This window comes from Streptomyces sp. NPDC088350, assembly GCF_044753545.1.
Lineage (GTDB): Bacteria > Actinomycetota > Actinomycetes > Streptomycetales > Streptomycetaceae > Streptomyces.
The window spans coordinates 61053-82685 of the sequence record NZ_JBIVNL010000020.1 but is presented as its reverse complement, the minus strand read 5'-3'; the positions used below and the strand labels follow the sequence as shown (position 1 = coordinate 82685).

The 21633-nt window shown below is 70.4% G+C and carries 14 protein-coding genes and 1 pseudogene; 8 read left to right on the top strand and 7 right to left on the bottom strand.

Annotated elements, in window-relative coordinates; translation table 11 throughout:
* Window positions 1-5 precede the first annotated feature (5 nt).
* The 5 genes from pflB to ACIQBL_RS45195 form a co-directional block, all read right to left on the bottom strand.
* A complete protein-coding gene (gene pflB / locus ACIQBL_RS45215) occupies window positions 6-2264 on the bottom strand; it encodes a formate C-acetyltransferase (protein WP_401954120.1) in 2259 nt (752 codons plus the stop codon).
* A 149-nt stretch (window positions 2265-2413) separates the two neighbouring features.
* The gene (locus ACIQBL_RS45210; protein WP_401954117.1) at window positions 2414-3337 is read right to left on the bottom strand and encodes a carbamate kinase; all 924 of its coding nucleotides are present in this window, start codon (window positions 3335-3337) and stop codon (window positions 2414-2416) included.
* Window positions 3338-3340: 3 nt separating this feature from the next.
* Window positions 3341-4342 carry an ornithine carbamoyltransferase gene (gene argF / locus ACIQBL_RS45205; protein ID WP_401954115.1) on the bottom strand — a complete coding sequence of 334 codons (1002 nt, stop codon included), beginning with the start codon at window positions 4340-4342 and terminating at the stop codon, window positions 3341-3343.
* A 58-nt stretch (window positions 4343-4400) separates the two neighbouring features.
* Window positions 4401-5621: an arginine deiminase gene (locus tag ACIQBL_RS45200; protein WP_401954112.1), complete on the bottom strand. Its 1221-nt coding sequence runs from the start codon at window positions 5619-5621 to the stop codon at window positions 4401-4403.
* A gap of 53 nt (window positions 5622-5674) precedes the next feature.
* Window positions 5675-7078, bottom strand: coding sequence for an APC family permease (locus tag ACIQBL_RS45195; protein ID WP_401954204.1), 1404 nt, complete (start codon window positions 7076-7078; stop codon window positions 5675-5677).
* Between the two features lie 658 nt (window positions 7079-7736).
* On the opposite strand from ACIQBL_RS45195, the gene ACIQBL_RS45190 reads away from it, so the two are divergent.
* The 6 genes and pseudogenes from ACIQBL_RS45190 to ACIQBL_RS45165 all read left to right on the top strand — a co-directional run bounded on the left by ACIQBL_RS45190 (window position 7737) and on the right by ACIQBL_RS45165 (window position 16031).
* Window positions 7737-10361, top strand: coding sequence for a LuxR C-terminal-related transcriptional regulator (locus ACIQBL_RS45190; RefSeq protein ID WP_401954110.1), 2625 nt, complete (start codon window positions 7737-7739; stop codon window positions 10359-10361).
* A 232-nt stretch (window positions 10362-10593) separates the two neighbouring features.
* Window positions 10594-11106 carry a hypothetical protein gene (locus ACIQBL_RS45185; protein ID WP_401954108.1) on the top strand — a complete coding sequence of 171 codons (513 nt, stop codon included), beginning with the start codon at window positions 10594-10596 and terminating at the stop codon, window positions 11104-11106.
* Between the two features lie 199 nt (window positions 11107-11305).
* Window positions 11306-11440: pseudogene (locus tag ACIQBL_RS45180) on the top strand (IS5/IS1182 family transposase); the annotation flags it as partial.
* 531 nt (window positions 11441-11971) lie between these two features.
* The gene (locus tag ACIQBL_RS45175) at window positions 11972-13567 is read left to right on the top strand and encodes an oleate hydratase (RefSeq protein ID WP_401954106.1); all 1596 of its coding nucleotides are present in this window, start codon (window positions 11972-11974) and stop codon (window positions 13565-13567) included.
* Window positions 13568-13711: 144 nt separating this feature from the next.
* A complete protein-coding gene (locus ACIQBL_RS45170) occupies window positions 13712-14686 on the top strand; it encodes an FAD-binding oxidoreductase (RefSeq protein ID WP_401954103.1) in 975 nt (324 codons plus the stop codon).
* 574 nt (window positions 14687-15260) lie between these two features.
* On the top strand, window positions 15261-16031 hold the full coding sequence (locus tag ACIQBL_RS45165) for a hypothetical protein (RefSeq protein ID WP_401954101.1): 771 nt from the start codon (window positions 15261-15263) through the stop codon (window positions 16029-16031).
* Window positions 16032-16139: 108 nt separating this feature from the next.
* On the opposite strand, the gene ppdK is transcribed toward ACIQBL_RS45165, so the two are convergent.
* Window positions 16140-18842, bottom strand: coding sequence for a pyruvate, phosphate dikinase (ppdK, locus tag ACIQBL_RS45160; RefSeq protein ID WP_401954098.1), 2703 nt, complete (start codon window positions 18840-18842; stop codon window positions 16140-16142).
* 15 nt (window positions 18843-18857) lie between these two features.
* Complete coding sequence (locus ACIQBL_RS45155) at window positions 18858-19760, bottom strand: universal stress protein (protein ID WP_401954096.1); 903 nt, start codon at window positions 19758-19760, stop codon at window positions 18858-18860.
* Window positions 19761-19925: 165 nt separating this feature from the next.
* On the opposite strand from ACIQBL_RS45155, the gene ACIQBL_RS45150 reads away from it, so the two are divergent.
* Together ACIQBL_RS45150 and ACIQBL_RS45145 are read left to right on the top strand one after the other, a co-directional pair.
* Entirely contained in the window at window positions 19926-20756 is an 831-nt protein-coding gene (locus tag ACIQBL_RS45150; protein ID WP_401954093.1) for a universal stress protein, read from the top strand.
* 322 nt (window positions 20757-21078) lie between these two features.
* Window positions 21079-21543 carry a Crp/Fnr family transcriptional regulator gene (locus ACIQBL_RS45145; RefSeq protein ID WP_401954091.1) on the top strand — a complete coding sequence of 155 codons (465 nt, stop codon included), beginning with the start codon at window positions 21079-21081 and terminating at the stop codon, window positions 21541-21543.
* The last annotated feature ends 90 nt before the right edge of the window (window positions 21544-21633 follow it).

Here is a 21633-nt window from a genome sequence, read left to right as displayed (position 1 = left end):
GGCACTCACAGCGATCCGTGGAAGGTGCGGCTGATCACGTCGAGCTGCTGCTCGCGGGTCAGGCGGACGAAGTTGACGGCATAGCCGGACACCCGGATGGTCAAGTCCGGGTAGTTCTCCGGGTGTTCCATCGCGTCCTCCAGCGTTGCCCGGTCCAGCACGTTGACGTTCATGTGGAAGCCGCCCGCCGACATGTAGGCGTCCAGGATGCCCACCAGGTGCCCGGCGCGCTCGTCGGGCGCGTGCCCCAGTCCCTCGGGCGTGATCGTCGTCGTCAACGAGATCCCGTCACGGGCCTGTTCGTACGGCAGTTTGGCCACCGAGAGGGCGGAGGCGGCGACTCCGTGCCGGTCTCGGCCGTTCATCGGGTTGGCGCCGGGGGCGAAGGGCTGTCCGGTACGGCGGCCGTCCGGGGTGTTGCCGGTGTGCTTGCCGTAGACGACGTTCGAGGTGATGGTGAGGACCGACTGGGTGTGCTCGGCGTCCCGGTAGGTGGGGTACTGGCGCACCTTCGCCATGAAGGACTCCACCAGTCCTACGGCGATGCCGTCGGCGCGGTCGTCGTTGTTGCCGTAGGCCGGGAAGTCGCCCTCGGTTCGGAAGTCGACGGCGAGTCCGGTGGCGTCCCGGAACACCTTCACGCGTGCGTACTTGACGGCGGACAGGCTGTCGGCGGCGACGGACAGGCCGGCGATGCCACAGGCCATGAAGCGGTGCACCGGGTAGTCGTGCAGCGCCATCTCGATGCGCTCGTAGGCGTACTTGTCGTGCATGTAGTGGATGACGTTGAGCGCGTTGACGTAGGTCCGGGCCAGCCAGTCCAGGACGTGGTCGTACGCCGCCGACAGCTCGTCGTAGTCGAGGTACTCGCCGGTCAGCGGAGGCGTCGGGGGCGCGACCTGGTCGCCGGTCATCTCGTCCCGGCCGCCGTTGACGGCGTAGAGCAGCGCCTTCGCGAGGTTGACCCGGGCGCCGAAGAACTGCATCTGCCGGCCGACCTGCATCGCGGAGACGCAGCAGGCGATCGCGGTGTCGTCGCCGGAGCGCGGGCGCATCAGGTCGTCGGACTCGTACTGGACGGCGCTGGTATCGATCGAGACCTGCGCGCAGAACTCCTTGAAGGCGAAGGGGAGTCGGGGCGACCACAGGACGGTCAGGTTGGGTTCGGGCGCCGGGCCGAGGTTGTAGAGGGTCTGGAGGAAGCGGAAGGAGGTGCGGGTGACCAGGGGGCGGCCGTCGGTGCCGATGCCGCCGATGGACTCGGTCACCCAGGTCGGGTCGCCGGAGAACAGGGCGTCGTACTCGGGGGTGCGCAGGAACCGTACGATCCGCAGCTTGATCACGAAGTCGTCGATCAGTTCCTGGGCGCGGGTCTCGTCCAGGAGCCCTTCCGCCAGGTCCCGTTGGAGGTAGACGTCCAGGAAGGTGGAGGTGCGGCCGAGCGACATCGCGGCGCCGTTCTGCTCCTTCACGGCGGCGAGGTAGCCGAGGTAGAGCCACTGGACGGCCTCGTGGGCGGTGGCAGCGGGGCGGGAGACGTCGCAGCCGTATGTCGCCGCCATGCGCGTCAGTTCGCCCAACGCCCGTATCTGCTCGGCGAGTTCCTCACGGTCCCGGATGATGTCGGCGACGGACGCGCAGGCGTCGAGCTTGGCCCGCTCGACGCGCTTGGCCTCGATCAGCCGGTCCGTGCCGTAGAGCGCGACGCGGCGGTAGTCGCCGATGATCCGGCCGCGGCCGTAGGCGTCGGGCAGTCCGGTGATGATGCCGGCCTTGCGGGCGGCGCGCATTTCGGGGGTGTAGGCGTCGAAGACACCGTCGTTGTGGGTCTTGCGGTAGGTGCCGAAGACGCTCGTGACGAAGGGGTCGGCCTCGTAGCCGTAGGCCTTCAGGCTGTTCTCGACCATGCGCAGGCCGCCGTTGGGCATGATCGCGCGCTTCAGCGGGGCGTCGGTCTGCAGGCCGACGATCAACTCCCGTTCGCGGTCGATGTATCCGGGCGCGTGCGAGGTGATGGTGGAGGGGGTCCGGGTGTCGACGTCGAGGATGCCCCGGCTGCGCTCCTCCGGGAACAGGGAACTGACCTTCTCCCAGACGGCGCGTGTACGGTCGGTCGCGCCGGTCAGGAAGCCTGCGTCGCCTTCGTACGGCGTGTAGTTGGCCTGGATGAAGTCGCGCACGTCGACGCGCTCGCGCCAGGATGTGCCGGCGAAGCCGCGCCATGCCTCGGTCGCGCGTGTTCCGGCTGTCGCTGTGATGGTCATCGCCGGTTTTCTCCCTTGCTTCGCACTGGAATGCCTCACTACCGATACTCGTGCGGCCTGCCCCGCTGGTGGGAGGGCCGGTCAGGGCCCTGGTCCTGGCCGTCCGACCCCCTGCTGGGGCCGAACGGCCCTCCCCCGCCGCGACCCGCTCACACGACGGGCAGGTCGGGGCGGACGAGGGTGCCCGACCGGCCGTGGACGATCTCGTAGGCCGCGTCCAGGGCTCCTATCGCGGCCAGTCCCCCGGTGTGCTCGACGAACCGGGCGGCGGCCTCGGCCTTGGGTCCCATGGAGCCGTCCGGGAAGCCGCCGCCGCGCAGCTGCTCGGGGGTGGCGCCGAGGACGGGCCGCTGGTCGGGGGTGCCGTAGCCGGAGTAGACGCAGGGCACGTCGGTGAGGATGAGCAGGAAGTCGGCCTTCAGGTCCTCGGCGAGCAGCGCTGCCGTGAGGTCCTTGTCGACCACGGCTTCCGCCCCGGTGAGGGCGCCGGTGTCGGAGTCCGCGGTGACGGGGATGCCTCCGCCACCCGCGCAGATGACGAGCGTGCCGCTGCCCAGCAGGTCGTGGATGGTGTCGGTCTCCAGGATCCGTTCGGGTGCCGGGGAAGGGACGACACGCCGCCAGCCGGTCGTGTCGGCGGCGATGTGCCAGCCGCGTTTGCGGGCGAGCGCGGACGCCACGTCGTACGGGTACACCTGGCCGACGAACTTGGTGGGGTGCTCGAAGGCCGGGTCGTCGGCCCGGACGATGGTGTGGGTGACGAGCGCGGCGATACGACGGCCGGGCAGCGCGTCGTGCAGGGTGCGCGCCAGCAGGGAACCGATCATGCCCTGGGTCTGGGCGCCGAGCAGGTCGAGCGGGTAGGGGGCGCTGAGGGTGGGGTCGGCGGCGCTCTCCACGGCGAGCAGGCCGATCTGGGGGCCGTTGCCGTGGGTGATGACGATCTCGTGGTCGTGGGCGAGAGCGGCGATCGCGGTGGTCACGCGGTCGATGTTGGCCTCCTGGACCGCCGCGTCGGGGCGTTCGCCGCGGTGCAGCAGGGCGTTGCCGCCGAGGGCGATGACGATGCGCATGGTTCAGTCCTCCAGGGTGGCGACGAGTACGGCCTTGATGGTGTGCAGGCGGTTCTCCGCCTGGTCGAAGACGATCGATGCGGGGGACGAGAACACGTCGTCGGTGACCTCCAGGCCGTCCAGTCCGTAGGTGTCGAACAGGTCCTGGCCGAGGTGGGTGCGGCGGTCATGCAGGGCCGGCAGGCAGTGCATGACCTTGACGTCCGGGTTTCCGGTGGCGGCCAGCGTCTTCTCGTTCACCTGGTACGGGAGGAGCAGCTCGATCCGCTTCCTCCAGGAGTCGGCGGGCTCGCCCATGGAGACCCACACATCGGTGTGCAGGAAGTCGACCCCCTGTACGGCGGTGTCGACGTCCTCGGTGAGAGTGATCCGGGCTCCACTGCTCTCGCCCAACTCCCGGCAGACGGTGACCAGTTCGGCCGCCGGCCACAGCGCCTTGGGTGCGGCGATGCGTACGTCCATCCCGAGCAGGGCGCCCATCGACAGCAGGGAATTTCCCATGTTGTTGCGGGCGTCGCCGAGGTAGCAGTAGGCGATGTCGGGCAGGGGCTTGGGGCTGTGCTCGTGCATGGTCAGGATGTCGCACAGGCTCTGGGTGGGATGCGCGGTGTCGGTCAGGCCGTTGTAGACGGGGACACCGGAGTGGGCGGCGAGTTCGGTGACCAGGGCCTGGTCGGAACCCCGGTACTCGATGGCGTCGAACATGCGGCCCAGCACGCGGGCGGTGTCGGCGATGGACTCCTTGGCGCCGATGTGGGTGTCGCCGGGGCCGAGGTAGGTGGTGCGGGCGCCCTGGTCGGAGGCGGCGACCTCGAAGGCGCAGCGGGTGCGGGTGGAGGTCTTCTCGAAGATCAGCGCGAGGTTGCGGCCGGTCAGCCGGGGATGTTCGGTGCCGTTGTGCTTGGCGGTCTTGAGGTGGGCGGCGAGGTCGAGGAGGTGGTGGATCTCGGGGGCGGTGAAGTCGAGTTCGCTCAGGTAGGAGCGGCCTCGCAGGTCGATGGTCATGGTGGTGGTCCCCTTGCTGGGTCAGGCGGTCGGACGGTCCCTTTGCGGGGTCGGGCCGTCAGGCGGCCGGGTCGCGTTCGATGGGGCAGCTCATGCAGCGCGGTCCGCCCCGGCCGCGGCCGAGTTCGGCGCCGGCGATGGTGACGATCTCGATGCCCTGCTTGCGGAGGTAGGTGTTGGTGGTGACGTTGCGCTCGTAGCCGACGACCACACCGGGAGCGAGGGCGAGGAAGTTGCTGCCGTCGTCCCACTGCTCGCGCTCGGCGCCGCGGATGTCCTGCGGTGCGGACAGCATCCGGACCTTGTCCAGGTCCAGGGCCTCGGCCAGGGCGCCGGCAAGGTCGGAGTTCGGGGTGACGTCGAAGCCGGTGTCGCGGGTGTCGCTGGGGCGTAGCGTCCACGAGCGCAGGGAGTCCGCGAGGCCCGGGTAGACGGTGAAGGCGTCGCGGTCGACCATGGTGAGCACGGTGTCGAGGTGCATGTAGGCGCGGGCGGCGGGGAGTTGGACGGCGATCAGACGGTTCGCCGTGCCGGTGGCGAAGAGCCGGGCGGCCAGGTTCTCCACGGCCTGGGCGGTGGTGCGCTCCCCCATGCCGACCATGACGGCGCCGTTGCCCAGGACGTGGACGTCGCCGCCCTCCAGGGTGCCGACCTCGCCGTCCAGGAGTGGTGTGGTGACGGTGCCGGCGAACATCGGGTGGAAGCGGTAGATGGCCTCGGCGTGCAGGCTTTCGCGGCGCCGGGCGGTCCTGGCCATCGGGTTGACCGACAGACGGTCGTACATCCAGCAGGAGTTGTCGCGCGGGAAGAGGTGGTTGGGCAGCGGGGTCAGCGCGAAGTCCTCGGCGTCCAGCGCGTTCCAGACCAGGCTGTGCGGGGTGGCGAGCGGCAGGTCGCTTTTGAGAATTCCGCCGATGAGATGGCCGGCGAGGGTCTCCCCGTCGAGGTCGACGCACAGCTCCCGCAGGGGGTCGATGAGTGCGGGGCCGACGGTGGCCGGGGTGAAGACCCGTTCCAGCAGCCAGTCGCGGGCTTCGGGCGCGTCGAGGGTCTGGGCCAGCAGGTCGGCGAAGTAGTGCACGCGGGCCCCGTGGTCGCGCAGGACCTGGGCGAAGGCGTCGTGCTCCTCGCGGGCTCGCTTAGCCCACAGGATGTCGTCGAAGAGGAGGGCGTCGACGTTGCGCGGGGTGAGGCGGGAGAGTTCGAGGCCTGGGCGGTGCAGGATCACCTGGCGGAGGCGGCCGACCTCGGAGTCGACGTGGAAGGTGCTGGTGTTCATGGCGGGGCTGCTCCTGTGGTCGTACGGGTGCGGGGCTGATGCGCAGGGTGCGGTCAGTCGCGGTGACGGAGGAGATTCCCCCGGAGGCCGCCGGTACGGGTGGTGGGCAGTCCCCGGGAGATCCGCTTGACCGGCGGTGTGACGGTCTCGGGGGCCCGGCCCTCGGAGACCGGCTTCCGGGTCGGCTCCTCGCCGTAGACCCCTTGGCCGCGCTTCAGCCAGATGTACACCGGCAGGCCGAGGAGCAGGACGAACAGGCCGTAGTAGACGGTCTGGTAGCCGCTTCCCTGGATCGCCCAGTACGAGAAGGCCATCGCCAGGGCCGAGACGGTGACGTCGCGGGCCAGCCGTCGGCCGGTGATGCTCTCGCGTCCGCGGACCACCAGCCAGTACAGCTGGGCGGAGGCGGAGAACAGGTACGGGATCACGGCCGTGAGCACGCTCAGCAGCACGATCTTGGTGAACACGTCGTCGAAGCGCGTGTAGCTGAACACGGTGATCAGCGAGGCCAGCACGGTCGAGGCGATGATGCCGAAGACGGGGACGCCACTCTCGCCGCGCAGCTTGGCGAAGGCGCCGGGGAAGAGTCCGTCGCGGGCGGCGGCGTACGGCATCTCGGCGCAGAGCATGGTCCAGCCGTTGAGGGCGCCGATGCCGGAGACGATGGCGGCCACGGCGACCGTGTCGCCGGCCCAGGTGCCGCCGAGGATGTTGTTGGCGGCATCGGTGAACGGGGCCGTGGAGGCGCCGAGTCGGCCGTGGGAGACGGTGCCGAAGACCGCGAGGGTGCCCAAGATGTAGATGACGGCACAGGCGAGGGTGCCGTAGATCGTGGCACGCGGCACGTTGCGGCCCGGCTCGCGGACCCGGCCGGCGACCACCGAGGCCGCCTCCAGGCCGATGTAACTGAACAGCGCAATGGGCGCGGCGGCCGAGATCGCGCCCATGGCCGACTGGCCGCTCGCGTTGAACGAGCCGAAGTTGTGCGGGTCGACGAACAGCAGGCCGACGGTGGCCATGAAGAGCAGCGGGAGGAACTTCAGCACGGTGGTGAACACTTGGAAGGCGCCCATGTTCCGTACGCCGGTGAGGTTGATCGCGGCGGGTATCCAGAGCCCGATCAGCGCGATGAGGATCGAAATCGCCGTCTTGTGGCCGGTGTTGACGAACACCTCGACATAGCCGACCCAGGCCACCACGATCGCGGCGTTGCCCGCCCAGGCGGTGATCCAGTACGACCAGGCGTTGAGGAATCCGGCGAACTCGCCGAAGGCCTCGCGGGCGTAGACGTAAGGTCCGCCGCTCGCCGGGACGCGCTTCGACAGCGCCCCGAAGGTCACCGCCAGCGCGAGTGCGCCCAGCGTGACGATCCCGAACGCCACGAGCGAGATCGGCCCGTACGGTGCGAGGGCCGAGGGGAGCGCGAACACTCCGGTTCCGATGATGGTGCCGACCACGAGCGCGGTCGCGCCGGAGAGGCCGAGCGCCGCTTTGGGAACCGCCCCTTCACTGCTTCTTGGGGTCCTGGGCATGGTGGTGCTCCTTGTGCAGGTCTGGTGCGGTCGAATCGATCTGTGCACGATCTTTCTCGGGGGCAGTGCTGGTAGTCAGTGGCCGGACGTCCCCCGCCTGGGCCATTGGTCCCAGGGCGTCGCGTCCCGAACGGCCCATCGAGCGGCCCGGGACGTTGCGAGCAAGAGGTCGGCGCCCACGGCGATCCCGTCGGCAGTCGGTTCAGTACGACGCGGAGCGGAGCGGTCGATCATCGTGGTGATGGAACGGTCGGACGCACGTTCCACGGCGGTCAGCACTTCGGCCACGCCGGGTTCGGCCGTAGCCCGCACGATCCGAGGTTCCTTGATCGTGCCGACCGGCGGAACCGCGACCTCGACCTGCCGTTCTCCCCGCAACCTGATGTTGCGGGCCACTCGCCGTCGCCCTCGACAATGCCTTGAACTCCGGCCGATGGAGGTGTCGTGAACTGATGAGATGGTGCCGAGCGGCATATGACAGGAGCGTGGGTACTGCCCCAGGTGTACTGATCGGGTGGGCCTACGTGTCCAGCCCTGCCGGGGAGGGGGAGCCGGGGTGCGGGATTGGGCCGGACGTTGGCCGTTGACGGGCCGTGAGTCGGAGTTGGAGTACTTCGGCGCCGCGCTGGCGGACCGGGAATGTCGCGGGTTCGTGGTGGGTGGGGTCGCCGGGGTGGGCAAGTCGCGGCTGGCGGAGGAGTGTCTGGAACGGGCCGCGGCTGCCGGGTTCCGCGTAGGGCGGGCCACCGCGAACGTCGCTGCGGGTGCCGTGCCGTTGGGGGCGATCGCCCATCTCCTGCCCTCCGGGGTCGACTTGACCGACCCCGTCGCGGGATTCGCCGCCGTCGCACGGGAGTTGGCGTCCGGACCCGGACGGCAGTGGGTGCTGTTCGTCGACGACATGCATCTGCTGGACGCCGCATCCGCCGTACTGCTGCGGCAGTTGATGGACACCGGCGCACTGCTGCTGATCGGCACCGTGCGCACCGGTGAGCCGTACGGGGAGGCCGTCGCGGCCCTGCGTGGCGGGGACGCGGTGTACCGGGTCGACCTGACCGCTCTGAGCCCGGAGCAGGTGGAAGCGCTGTTGCAGGTCGCACTCGGGAGACCGGTCGCCCGAAGAACCCTGCACAAGCTGTCGGCCGCCAGCGGTGGCAACGTGCTCTACCTGCGTGAACTCGTCCTCGGTGCAATGGCCGCCGGAAACCTGACCGAGGACGGGGAGATCTGGGACCTGGTCGACGACCGGTTACCCGGCACCGCGCGGCTCACCGAGACGATCGGTGCACGGCTGGCCGCCGCGGGCACCAGGGGGCGCCCCGTGCTCGAACTGCTGGCACTGTGTGAGCCGTTACCCTTGGCGGACGCCGAAGCCCTCGCCCCGCCGCAGGTGACGGCGGCCCTGGAGCAGGCGGGGCTGATCCGCGTCGACCAGGACCGGAGACGTACCACCGTCTCGCTCGCCCACCCCCTGTACGGCGAGGTGCTGCGCGCCTGGATGCCGGTCCTGCGCCGCCGCGCCCTGCTCCTGGACCAGGCCGCGCGGGTGCAGGCACGCGGCGCCCGGCGTCGCGGCGACCTGCTGCTCATCGCCAGCTGGAGGCTGGCCGCGACCGGCACCGCCGACCCGGCCCTCCTCGCCCAGGCCGCCGTGCTGGCCCGCCACGCCCACGACTTACCCCAGACCGTCGCCCTCCTGGAAGCCCTGCCGGAGAAGCACCGGACCCCCGCCACCGACCTGCGGCTCGGCGAGGCCCTCTTCGAGCTGGGCCAATGGGACCGGGCGGAGGCCACGCTCGCCCGGGCCGACGCCCTCGCCGTCGAGGAACAGGACAAGCTCGCCGTCGCCCTGGTCCGCACGACGAACCTGCTGTGGAGCAACGCCCCCGTCGCCGAGGCCCTCGCCGTCAACGACGCCACCCGCGACCATCTCAGCAGCCCGGCCGATCGCCGCAAGCTCACGATCAACGAGGGTTTCCTGCGGATCGTCGGCGGCCAGCCGGTCGAAGGTCTGGCCCTGCTGGACGATCTGGAGACCGACGTCGGCGACGCCCCCGACCTCAACGCCTGGCTGCGCGGTGCCTGGATGAAACCCGCCGCGCTCGCCCTCCTGGGCCGTACCGCCGAGGCCACCACCTGGGCCCGGCGCGCCCACGACGCGCACCGGCTGGTCCAGAAACGCGCCCTCGCCTCCCATCCGGCCTTCCAACGCGTCCCGCTCGTCCTCGCGCTCACCGAAGCCGGTCTCCCGGCGGCCGAGGCCTGCCGCGAGGGCGAGCACGCCTACGCCGAACTCACCGCCGCCGGCTCCCCCGTGCGGATCTGGCTGGCCGTCCTCCTCGGCCGCGCGCACTGGCTGGCCGGCCACCCCGTCACCGCCCGCCGCTGGTGGGCCGAGGCCGCCACCGTCTCCCGCTCCATCGACCACGCCATGGCCCTACGCCTGGTCCTCTCGGGCCTCGCCGCCTGCGCGGCCGTCCTGGGCGACCTGGACGCGGCCGAGACGGCGTTGGCCGAGCACCGCGCCCTGCCGCCGGTGGAACCCGGCCTGTTGTCCGCCGGGGAGGAACTCCTGGGCGAGGCTTGGCTGTTGGCCGCCCACGGACAGTTGGCGCGGGCCCGGTCAGTGCTCACCACGGCCGCCGCCATCGCCCGTGACTCCTGTCACGCCACCAGCGAGGCCCTGCTGCTGACCGACGTGGCCCGGCTCGGCGGAGCCAAGGAGGTCACCGGCCGGCTGACCACGCTTACCCTGACCTGCGACGGACAACTCGCCCCGGCCCGAACCCAGTTGGCGGCAGCGCTGGCCGCCGACGACCCCGAACTGCTCCTCCGGGCCGCCGACGCCTGTCAGGCCATCGGCGCGGACCTGCTCGCCGCCGAGGCGGCCACCGCCGCCGCGACCGCCTGGCGCAGGGCGAAAAGGTCCCGCCGCGCCGCAGCAGCCGACCGGCGGGCCGACGCCGCCCGGGCCCACTGCGAGGGCGCCCGCACACCATTGCTGACCACGGCTCAGACCACGGCCGCGCTCACCGCCCGCGAACACGAGATCGCCCTGCTCGCCGCCGCCGGCAACACCAGCAAGGACATTGCCCAGTTCCTGGCCCTGTCGGTGCGCACCGTCGACAACCACCTCCAGCACACCTACGCCAAACTCGGCGTCACCACCCGCCACGAACTCGCCCAATCCATCGGGGTAGTTGAGTAACGGTTACTCATCCCCTGGCGAGGCGGCGCGGGCACCGTGTCTCACGGCGGCAACGTTGTCGCCAGATCACCCAGTTCTCCTCATCGGGGGCTGGCCGCATGGGAACGAGAAAGATCAACGCACGCGTGAAAACACTCGCGGGGACGTGAGTGAGCACGGCAAAGATCATCGGTTTTCGTCGGGAGGAGACGACATGAACAGACGCAGATGGGTCGGTATGTTACTGGCCGGCATGACGACAATCGTGGCCGGCTTGGGCCTGGCAGGGGCAGGAGCAGCCCAGGCCGCCCCTGCCAAACCCGCCGTCGTCGCCGCAGCCGCCCGCACCACCTTGTACCTCTGGTGGAACCCAGCGCGGGGCGACAACTTCACCACTGGCACCACCGCCGAAGTGCAGAGCGCCTTGGACGCGAACTACTCGCTTGTCCGCCAGGAGGGCTGGCTCCTGCAAACCCAGGATCCGGGCACGGTTCCGCTGTATCTATTCTGGAGCGGCAGCCGAGAGGACAACTTCAGCACAGCGACGGACGCGGGCATCGACTCGGCGTTCGCCGCCGGCTACACCCTCGCCGGGGTCGAGGGCTACGTCTACACGTCTCAGGTAAGCGGTACCGTGCCGCTCTACCAGTTCTGGAACGGTGCCCTGGGGGACAACTTCGTCACCGCTACCCAGACGGGGATCAACTCGGCGTTCGCCGCCGGCTACAGCCTGGTCCGGGTCGAGGGCTACGTGTACCCGGTCTGACCGCAGAACCCGACGAATCGCAGCGCTGCGCAGGCACGGTCGTCAGAACGACCCCAGGGTTGGTTCACCCCGGCGCCAACACCTCCTGTGAAGGCGGCTCTCACAGTCCGGACACCCTGTAGCAGAAAAGCCTACGGCCACCGCCCGGAAGGGGTGGTGGCCGTACGCATCCGTCCGCCTGCAACTGAGACGGTCCAGGGTGGCCGGTGGGATCACGGCGTCCGAGCCGTCCATGACAGCCCCGTTCACCGGGCTGAGCGCTCGCCTGTTCGGCAAGCTGGTGAGCGTGCTGCTGCGCGAGGAGGCGGACGCGGTGCGAAAGGGTCGGCCATGGGGCCCACCGCAGGAATGACCGAGTGCTGCCGACGGCGGCTGTCCCGGCACCGAGCCCGTCATGCCCGACCGGCGCAAGGGTGAAGATCTGCCCGGCTTGAAGAAGGCACACAAACAGGTTCGCGCCTGCGGCGAGCACGTTGTTGCCCGCGTGAAGACCTGGAAGATCCTCGGACCAAAGATCATTCACTGGACAGCCACTGCACGAGCGGCTCGACGTGGCCACCTACCCGGACGAAGACACGCGCCCACCGACTGCCGACGCACCCCCGAGCGGGCTGGTCACGGCTGACGCTACCGCACCGCCCGGCTGTCCGGCCAGGGCCCATCGACAGGCGGAGAGGGACCTCCAGCCCATGCCCGTGCCATCGCCCCAAGAGTTGACTGACTGCCACGGCCGCCACGCTCACCCCGAGCAGCCCGGCGCCACGGCGCGCCCCGCACTCCAGGACTCCGACCGGAGTCCGGCGCGCCGGATCCTGAACACTGTCGGCCGCCCATGGAACCCCGGGCGGCAGAACGGAGGGACGTCATGGCAGACGCTCCGCACCACTCATCCCACGCCTACCTCGTCGGCGGCGGCATCGCCTCCCTCGCGGTCGCCGCCTTCCTCGTCCGCGACGCCGAATTCCCCGGCGAGCACATCCACGTCCTGGAGGAACTCCCCGTCGCCGGCGGCTCGATGGACGGCAGCGGCGAGCCCGCCGGGTACGTCACCCGGGGCGGCCGGATGCTGGAGGAGGAGGCCTACACCTGCCTGTGGAACCTCCTGGAGACGATCCCCACCCTCACCGACGAGACAGTCTCGGTACGCGAGGAGATCACCGAGTTCAACGCCAAGTGGCCCACCGACGCCAAGGCCCGCCTGATCGGCCCGGGCACCACGATCCTCGACGCCGCGGACTACGGCCTCGACACCCGCGACCGCCTGGAGCTCACCCGCCTGCTGGTGCTGCCGGAAGCGGTCATCGGCGCCCGCCGGATCGAGGACTTCTTCTCGCCGCACTTCTTCGCCACCAACTTCTGGGCCATGTGGCGCACCACCTTCGCCTTCCAGAACTGGCACAGCGCGATCGAGCTCAAGCGGTATCTCCTGCGCTTCATGCAGGAGTTCCCGCGCATGCACACCCTCGTCGGCGTGCGCCGCACCCGCCTCAACCAGTACGACTCGATCATCCGCCCGCTGCGTACCTGGCTTGAGGCCCGCGGTGTGGTCTTCGAGTACGGCGTGCGGGTCACCGACGTCGACTTCACCACCGACGAAGAGGGCGTACGACGCGCTCGCCGCCTGCACGTGGAACGCGACGGGCGACCGGACACGTACGAACTCACCGCCGACGACTATGCGTTCCTCACCCTGGGATCGATGACTGCAGACGCCGCCTACGGCACCGACGACAGCGCGCCGGAACTGGTCCGCGACAAGCGGGACGGTGGCTGGCGGCTCTGGGAGACCATCGCCGCCAAGGCCGACGACTTCGGCCGGCCCACCGCCTTCAACGGCAACGTGGACGAGGCCAAGTGGGAGTCCTTCACCCTCACCATGCGCGACCCGCTCCTCCTGCACCGCATCGAGGAACTGTCCGGCAACCTCCCCGGCACGGGCGCCCTGATGACGTTCAAGGACTCCAACTGGCTGATGTCCGTGGTCGTACCGCACGCCCCGCACTTCGACGGCCAGCCCGAGAACGTCTCCACCCTGTGGGGCTACGGCCTGTTCACCGACCGCGACGGCGACTTCGTCGGCAAGCCGATGGCCGAGGCCACGGGCCGGGAGATCCTCACCGAACTCCTCGGCCACCTCGGGATGCCGGACATCGAGGAACAGGTCGCGGCGACCACGACCGTGATCCCGGTGATGATGCCGTACATCACCAGCCAGTTCGCCCCGCGCACCGTGCACGACCGGCCTCTGGTGATCCCGGACGGCTCCGCCAACTTCGCCTTCCTGGGCCAGTTCACGGAGATCCCCGAGGACGTGGTCTTCACCGTCGAGTACTCCGTGCGCGGCGCCATGCACGCGGTCTACGGCCTGCTCGGCCTCGACGAGCGCGAGATACCCGGCATCTACCACGCCCTGGCCGATCCGGCGACGGCCTTCGACGTGCTCAGGTCGGCGCTGGCCTGAGTACGACCGGATGGGCCAACTGGCCCTGTATTGGAGCTGGTTGGCCTTTCCCTGTGTCCGTCGCCGCGCCCACATTCCGGTGAGCGCGGCGCCGGCCCTCTCGCGCAGGCCCGGGGCGGGAAACCCAACGAAGGGAACCGGATCATGACCGACACCGGATCGCTCCTGGCGAAGGTGGTGGGGCCAGAACACATGCTCATGGAGGACCGCGATCCCGAGGAGTACGGGCACGACGAGTCGCTGGCCGTCGCGGCACGACGGCCGAGGTACGTGGTGCGTCCCGCGTCGACGGCCGAGGTGTCCGAGATCCTGGCGGTCGCCGCCATGCAGCGGGTCCCCGTGACGGCACGGGGCTCCGGCACCGGGCTGTGCGGGGCCTGCGTGCCCGGCACGGACGGGATCGTCGTGTCCTTCGAGCGGATGAACCACGTGGTGGAGATCGACGCCGACAACCACGTGGCGGTGGTCCAGCCGGGGGTCACCCTGGCTGAACTCGACGACCACGCAGCCGAGTTCGGGCTGTGCTACCCGGTACGCCCGGGTGAGCCGAGCGCGTCGGTCGGCGGCACGATCGCCACCAACGCCGGCGGCATGCACGCCGTCCGGCACGGCGTCACCCGCCACCACGTGCTCGGAGTCGAGGCGGTCCTCGCCTCCGGCGCGATCGTGCGCAGCGGCGGCAAGTACGTCAAGACGAGCACGGGCTACGACCTGACCCAGCTGCTCGTCGGCTCCGAGGGCACCCTCGCCCTCGTCACCGAGGCGACCCTGCGTCTGAAGCCCCGCGCCGGGCACGGCGCGACGATGCTGGCACCCTTCGCGACGGCCGAGGAGATCACCCGCGCGGTGCCGCGCCTGCTGGCCACGGGCCTGGATCCGCTGGCCCTGGAGTACGTCGACATGCTCACGATGGCGGCGATGACCGCCCAACAAGACCTCGGGCTCGGCATCCCGCAACAGGTCCGCGACACGGCACTCGCCTATCTGGTCGCGGTCCTCGAAGGGCAGTCGACCGAGCGGCTCGAAGCCGATGTGGAGACGCTCGGCGGGCAGTTGCTCGAACTGGGCGCGGCCGACGTCTGTAGGGGTTGGATCGGCCCGTTCCCGCCAGACCGGTGATCTTGTCCTGGTGAAGGCCGTGCTTGACCATGGAGCAGGCTTCGACCAGGAGCGCGTTGGCATCGAGGATGGGCAGCAGCATCTGCCGGCTCAACACCATCGGGTTGATGGCGGGCCCGGTGGGGACCAGCAACTGCGATGCCCAAGCGGCACGGTCTTGCGTCATGCATCCAGTGTGGCCGCAGCCACTGACATCCGGGCAGGATTTTCCGTCCCGGTACCACCCTGACCAACGGCGTCGGAGAACTGGCCCAGCATCAGAAATGCGATTCTCGTCCGGCCCACTGAAATCGGCGGGCCTCCGCTGTTCATATCTGTCCATCCGGCCCTGGGCCGGGTGAAGGCTCGCCCTATGTCGTTCATCGAGAACGTCGCCTCTGGCCTCCTCGTCGCGCTGATCGTCTGGGGCATCAGCCGGGTGAGGTTGCATTGGCGCCGATGCCAGACGCAGAAACCTCCGAGAATTGATGCCCGACACTGGTACGGAAGGGAGCGCTACATGGGCCGAGCTGGAGCCATCAAACAGCCTCAACTGCCTCCCGGTGCACGCCGCGATCTCAATCGGCAATTGCACATGCTGCACCAAAGGGCCGGGTGCCCCACCACCCGGGACATCGCCAAGCGTCTCGGAGGCCGGCCCCGCCACACCACCATCCACAACGCCTTCGCCAAGGCGAAGTTGCCCAGTTTGGACGTAGTGACGGCCGTCGCCCTCCAACTGGCAGAGCGGGCAAGAGACTTGGGGACCGAGACCGACCGCGAGGAAAGTCTCGACAACATCGACCGGCGCATTGATCGGCTCTGGAAGCAGGCCCGCCACGAGGAGGATGCCCAAGCCAACCAGGCCGAGCCGCCACCCATGTCCGACGCCACCCGGGGGCTGATGCACGCGCTCAGCCCCGAGTGCTCAGAGTGCGGGGAGACCCGACAATTCATCGACATCGTCCTCATGGAGGACCCCGAACCGACGCCATGGCCACCCGGATTCCGCAAGACGGGAGAGCAGCCCGAGGCACCCGATCCGTGGCGACCGATCCGCCTGTGCCGCAGATGCCAACGCAACCACCAGGACGGCGAGCTGACCGAGCAGCAGCTCCGTACCGCCAGGTCCGCCCTGGACCGACGCCCCGGCGCCGCGCGGCACTACGCCGCGTACCTGGATCAGATCCTGCTGGGTGCCGAGCCCGCGATCGACTCACGCGTCGCGGCGCTCGCCGCCAATATTGTCCGGACCGACCCCGGTCTCGCCGCCGCCCCGTACGTCCTCAACCACGGACAGATCAAGGTAGACCGCGCGCACGGCTCACTGAGCTGGGGACAGTACGAGTGCACGGACGGCCACTAGAGTGCGGCGGCCAAGCCGCAAGCCCAGGCGGGCACACGGCCCATGGTCATCGCTCCTTGATTGACCACGGAGACCTGTGCCCTCTGCCCTCATCGCTGACCGAACCACTCACCTGCTGTCGCTGCCTCCGGTGATGTCCATGAGCGCCGCCCGTCCCGCCTCCAGCCGGGCCGCCGGAATGCGGAACGGCGAGCAGGAGACGTAGTCCAGGCCCACCCGGTGGAAGAAGTGGATGGACTCCGGGTCACCGCCGTGTTCGCCGCAAACACCGGTCTCCAGGCGGGAGTTGACGGCTCGGCCCGCCTCGACGGCCAGTTCCACGAGTCGGCCCACGCCCTCCTGGTCGATGGTGTCGAACGGTGACACGGTGAAGACGCCCTTCTCCAGGTACAGCGGGAAGAAGGAGGCCTCGGCGTCGTCGCGGGACAGGCCCCAGGTGGTCTGGGTCAGGTCGTTGGTGCCGAAGGAGAAGAAGTCGGCGGACTCGGCGATACGGGCGGCGGTGAGCGCGGCGCGCGGCAGTTCGATCATCGTGCCGATCGGGCAGTCGAGGGTCGTACCGGTCTCCTCCTGGACCTCGGCGAGGACCGCTTCCGCCTCGGTGCGGGCCAGTCGCAGTTCCTCGACCGTGCCGACGAGCGGGATCATGATCTCGGCGCGCGGCCGGCCGCCGGCCCGCAGTCGCGCGACCGCTGCTTCGGCGATCGCCCGCACCTGCATGGCCATCAGTCCGGGCACGGCCAGGCCGAGCCGGACGCCGCGCAGGCCGAGCATCGGGTTCTGCTCGTGCATGCGCTCGACGGCGGCGAGCAGCTCGCGGTCGTGCGGGTCCGGGTGCTCGGCGCGGGCCAGGCGTACGGCCAACTCCGTGCGGTCCGGCAGGAATTCGTGCAGGGGCGGGTCGATGAGCCGGATGGTCACCGGGAGTCCGTCCATCGCCGTGAGGATGCCGGTGAAGTCCTCGCGCTGGAGGGGCAGCAGGGCGGCCAGGGCCTTCTGGCGGGCGCCGTCGTCGCGGGCCAGGATCATCGCCTCGACCAGTGCCCTGCGTTCGCCGAGGAACATGTGCTCGGTACGGCAGAGGCCGATGCCCTGCCCGCCGAGGCTACGGGCGCGTACGGCGTCCTCGGGGGTGTCGGCGTTGGCCCGCACTTCGAGGCGTCGTACGGAATCAGCGTGGGTGAGGGCGCCGAGGACCGCCTCGGTGAGCGGGCCGCTCGCGGTGCCGGTCTCCAGGGCGCGGCCTACGTCGGACGCGGTCAGCGGGAGTGCGCCGAGGTGGACGGTACCCTCGGTGCCGTCGACGGAGACGGTGTCGCCCTCGTGCACCAGCACACCTGATTCCGTGGTGAATTGACGGGCTGTCGGGTCGACCGTGAGGGATTCGGCGCCGCAGACGCAGACCTTGCCCATGCCGCGCGCGACGACTGCGGCGTGGCTGGTCTTGCCGCCCCGGCTGGTCAGGACGGCCTGGGCGGCGATCATGCCGGGGAGGTCGTCGGGGGTGGTCTCCCGGCGGACGAGAACCGTGGCCTCGCCGGCCTCGGCGCGTCGTACCGCCTCGGCGGAGTCGAAGACCACGACGCCGACGGCCGCGCCCGGGGAGGCGGGGACACCGTGGGCGAGGGGAACGTCGGCCGGGGTGGTGTCGAAGCGGGGGAACATCAGGCGGGTCAGTTCGGTGCCGTCGACGCGGACCAGGGCCTCGTCCGCGTCGATCGTGCGCTCCTCGCGCAGGTCGTGGGCGATGCGGAAGGCGGCCTCGGCGGTGCGCTTGCCGACGCGGGTCTGGAGGATCCACAGCTTGCCGCGCTCGACGGTGAACTCGACGTCGCACAGGTCGCGGTAGTGGTGCTCCAGGGTCTGGAGGTGATCGGCGAGCTGGTGGTAGGCGCCTGGGTTGAGCCGCTTCAACTCGGTCAGGGGCAGTGCGTCGCGGACGCCCGCGACGACGTCCTCACCCTGGGCGTCGGGCAGGTAGTCGCCGTACATGCCGCGTTCGCCGGTGGCGGGGTCGCGGGTGAAGGTGACGCCGGTGCCGCTGCTTTCGAATGTCACAGGGGAGCTGAGGTTGCCGAAGACCATGGCCTGGACGTTGACGGCGGTGCCGAGGTCCTCGGAGATGTGTTCGCGGTGGCGGTAGATACGGGCGCGTTCGCCGTTCCAGGAGTCGAAGACCGCACGGATGGCACGGGTCAGCTGCTCGGCCGGGTCCTGGGGGAAGTCCTCGCCGGTCTCCTTGCGGATGATGGCCTTGAACTCCTCGGTGATCAGGGCGAGTTCGACCGTGTCGAGATCGTGGTCGCCGGTCATCTCGCGCTGTGCCTTGTGCGTCGCGATGGCCTCCTCGAACAGGTCGCCGTCCACGCCCATCACGGTGTGGCCGAACATCTGGATGAGCCGCCGGTAGGAGTCCCAGGCGAACCGCTCCTGCCCGGACGCCTCGGCCAGCCCTACGACGGAACGGTCGTTGAGGCCGATGTCGAGGATGGTCTCCATCATGCCGGGCATGGAGAAGCGGGCGCCCGAGCGGACGGACACCAGCAGTGGATCGTCGGGCGCGCCGAGGGTGCGGCCCATCGTCCGTTCCAGTCCGGCCAGCGCGCGGGCCGTCTCGACGGCCAGCTCGGGTGGCTCCTCCCCCGTCTTCAGATAGGCCTTGCAGGCCTCGGTGGTGACGGTGAATCCGGGCGGCACGGGCAGCCCGAGGCGGGTCATCTCGGCCAGTCCGGCTCCCTTTCCGCCCAGCAGGGCGGCCATCTCGCGGCTGCCTTCGGTGAACTCGTACACGTACTTGGTGGGCGCAGTCATCAGGACTCGGGCCTCTCACTCGTGGGGTACGACGGCCACGGGGCAGCCGACGTGGTGGATGGCGGTATGGGTGACGGGGCCGATGTGCGGTCCCGCCGGCCGGTCGGTGAGGTGCCGGCCGACGACGAGGAGGCCCGCCTCGCAGGCGGCCCGGAGCAGCGCGGACTGTGCCCGGCCTTCCGCGACGGTCTCGGTGACCTCGACGCCGGGGTACTTGTCGCGCCACACCTGGAGCACGGCGGACAGGAAGCCGTGCCATTCCTCGGCTCGCCGCGGGCCGCTCACCAGACCGATCTCGCCGGGGCCGAACCCCAGCGAGGTCGGTGGCCGCCAGGCGTGGACGGCGCGGAGCCGGGCGCCGCGCACCCGGGCCGCCTCGAAGGCGAACTCGATCACCGCGTCGCAGGGATCGCCCAGGTCGACGCCCAGGACCACGTCCCGGTAGCCGGTCAGGACGGAACCGCGTCCGTCGCCCGCCGGAAAGTGCTCGTCGGCGGCCCTCTCGTCCGCCCGCACGAGCACCACGGGATGCGTGGCGCGAGCCACCACGCCCTGCGCGACCGAGCCCATCAGCAGCCCGGTGAACCCGCTCAGGCCGCGCGAGCCCAGCACCAGCAGCTCCGCCTCCTCGGCCGCCCTGAGCAGGGCGGCGGTCGCGGGACCCTCCACCTGCTCCTCGTACGGGCGGACCTCCGGGGCGACGGCACGGCACCTCGCCCTGGCCTGCCGCAGGACGCGGCCCGCCTGCTGCCGCTGCGCCGCCGTGACGGGTTCGCCGTCCTCCTGGCGCGGATGCCAGTTCCAGACGTGCACGAGCCGCAACGGCAGGTCGCGGCGTGCCGCCTCCCGGGCGGCCCAGTCGGCCGCGGCGAGACTCTCCGCGGAACCGTCGACTCCGGCGATGACGGGCGGAAGCATGATCCGCACCTCCTGCGCTCGGTCTGCCCCTCGCTTCCAGCGTCGTCCGGCGCCGTGCCCGCAGGTATGGGCCGCCAGGTCACCACCCGGGTCCGTTCGGCCCCAGCACACGTCCGCCCCGGACCGTCATGGTGGAGAGGCCACGGATCTGGAGGGCGGCACACCATGGAACGAGTGATCATCGCCGGAGTCGACCGGTCGGGACGTAGCCGTGTCGCCGCGGACTGGGCCGCGCGCGAGGCGCTGCGGCGCGGGCTGCCGCTGCGCGTGGTGCATGTGGCACCACCGGAGAACCTCGACCCGGTGGAACGGTGGCCCTACCGCCCGGACACCGTGGCGGGCCGTGTGGTCGCCGAACTCACCGTCCGCCACCCGTCGTTGACCGTCCAAGGGTTGAGCCTCACCGGGGCGCCCGTCCCCGAACTGCGCGCGGCGAGCGCGCACGCGGAACTGGTCGTGCTCGGGCTGCGCGGCGAGGGCCAGCACGCCCGGATGCCCCTGGGCTCGACCACGGCGGCCCTCGCCACCGGGTGCGCCGGGCCGCTGGTCCTCGTGCCCGGGACTCTCGCGGGGCGCGATGTGCCAGGTCACACCGACGCCGTGACCGTGGGTGTCGACGCCCGGGACCCGTCCGGCGGCGCCCTCGCCTTCGCCTTCGAGACGGCCCGGCTGCACCGCGTCCGGCTGCACGCGGTGCACGCCTGGGCACTTCCCGCGAGCGCCGCCGCCTCGCTCCTCCCGCTGCCTGAGCAGGAGCGCGCCGCCCGTGAGGACCACGAGGAGGACCTGCTGTCCGACGCGCTGCGCCCGTGGCGCGGCAAGTACCCGGACGTCGAGGTCCGGGCGGACGCGCTGCTGCTCCCGCCGGCCGAGGCCCTGGCCCACGCCTCCGAGACGTCAGGGCTGGTGGTGGTCGGCCGGCACACCGCACCGGGCACCACCGCCCTGGCCCTGCTGAGGCATGCGCGCTGCCCGGTCGCCATTGTGCCCGCTTAGTCCGGGCAAGGCGGGTCGGCCCCGGCCGATGGGTCGTTCGGCCCCTGTAGGACCGGGCGCCGGTGGCGCACGGTGAAAGGTATGAGGATGCGTCTGCGCATCGCCGTCATCGGCGTCGGGAACGAGTTCCGGCCCGATGGCGACCCCGGACCGCTGGTCGGGCTGTGGGAGCGCGCCGCGCTCAGCGTGGTCGACAACACGGCCCACGCACACCCCAGACACCCTGGCCGTATCCATCGGCCCAAGTCGACGCCGGCACCTGGTCCGGCCACGAACTGTAAGTCTCCGCGCTGGAGGCCGAACACGGAACGGAGACAGAGCGATGCCCCCTTCGATAGCGCTCCGCATGAACCACGCGCTGCCTTCCGTCCATCGCGAACGCCTGTTGCGGATCGCCCGCGAGGTCAGCTTCCCGCCGGGTACTCGGCTGTTCGAGGAAGGCGGGCACGCCGACCGGTTCTGGATCATCAAGGCCGGCACCGCCGCTCTCGACATACGCCTTCCCGACCGCCGGCAGCCGGTCGTCGAAACGCTCGGGGTCGGTGATCTCGTCGGCTGGTCCTGGCTGTACGAGCCGTACGCCTGGCAGTTGGGGGCCGCGGCGGTGACCCAGGTGCAGGCCTACGAGTTCGACGCGGTCGCCGTCCGTCTGATGTGCCTGGACGACGCCGAGTTCGGCCAGGCCGTCGAGCACTGGGTCGGCCGGGTGCTGGCCCACCGCCTGAGTGCTGCCCGCGTCCGACTGGTCAGCCTTCCCTCGACATACGCGGAGCAAGAACCGCGATGACCGCCGTACCCACGCGACGGGATCCGGAGGTCCACCCGCTTCCTCGATCCGACGCCCGTCCCCACCCAAGGAAAGACCACGGGAGGCTGT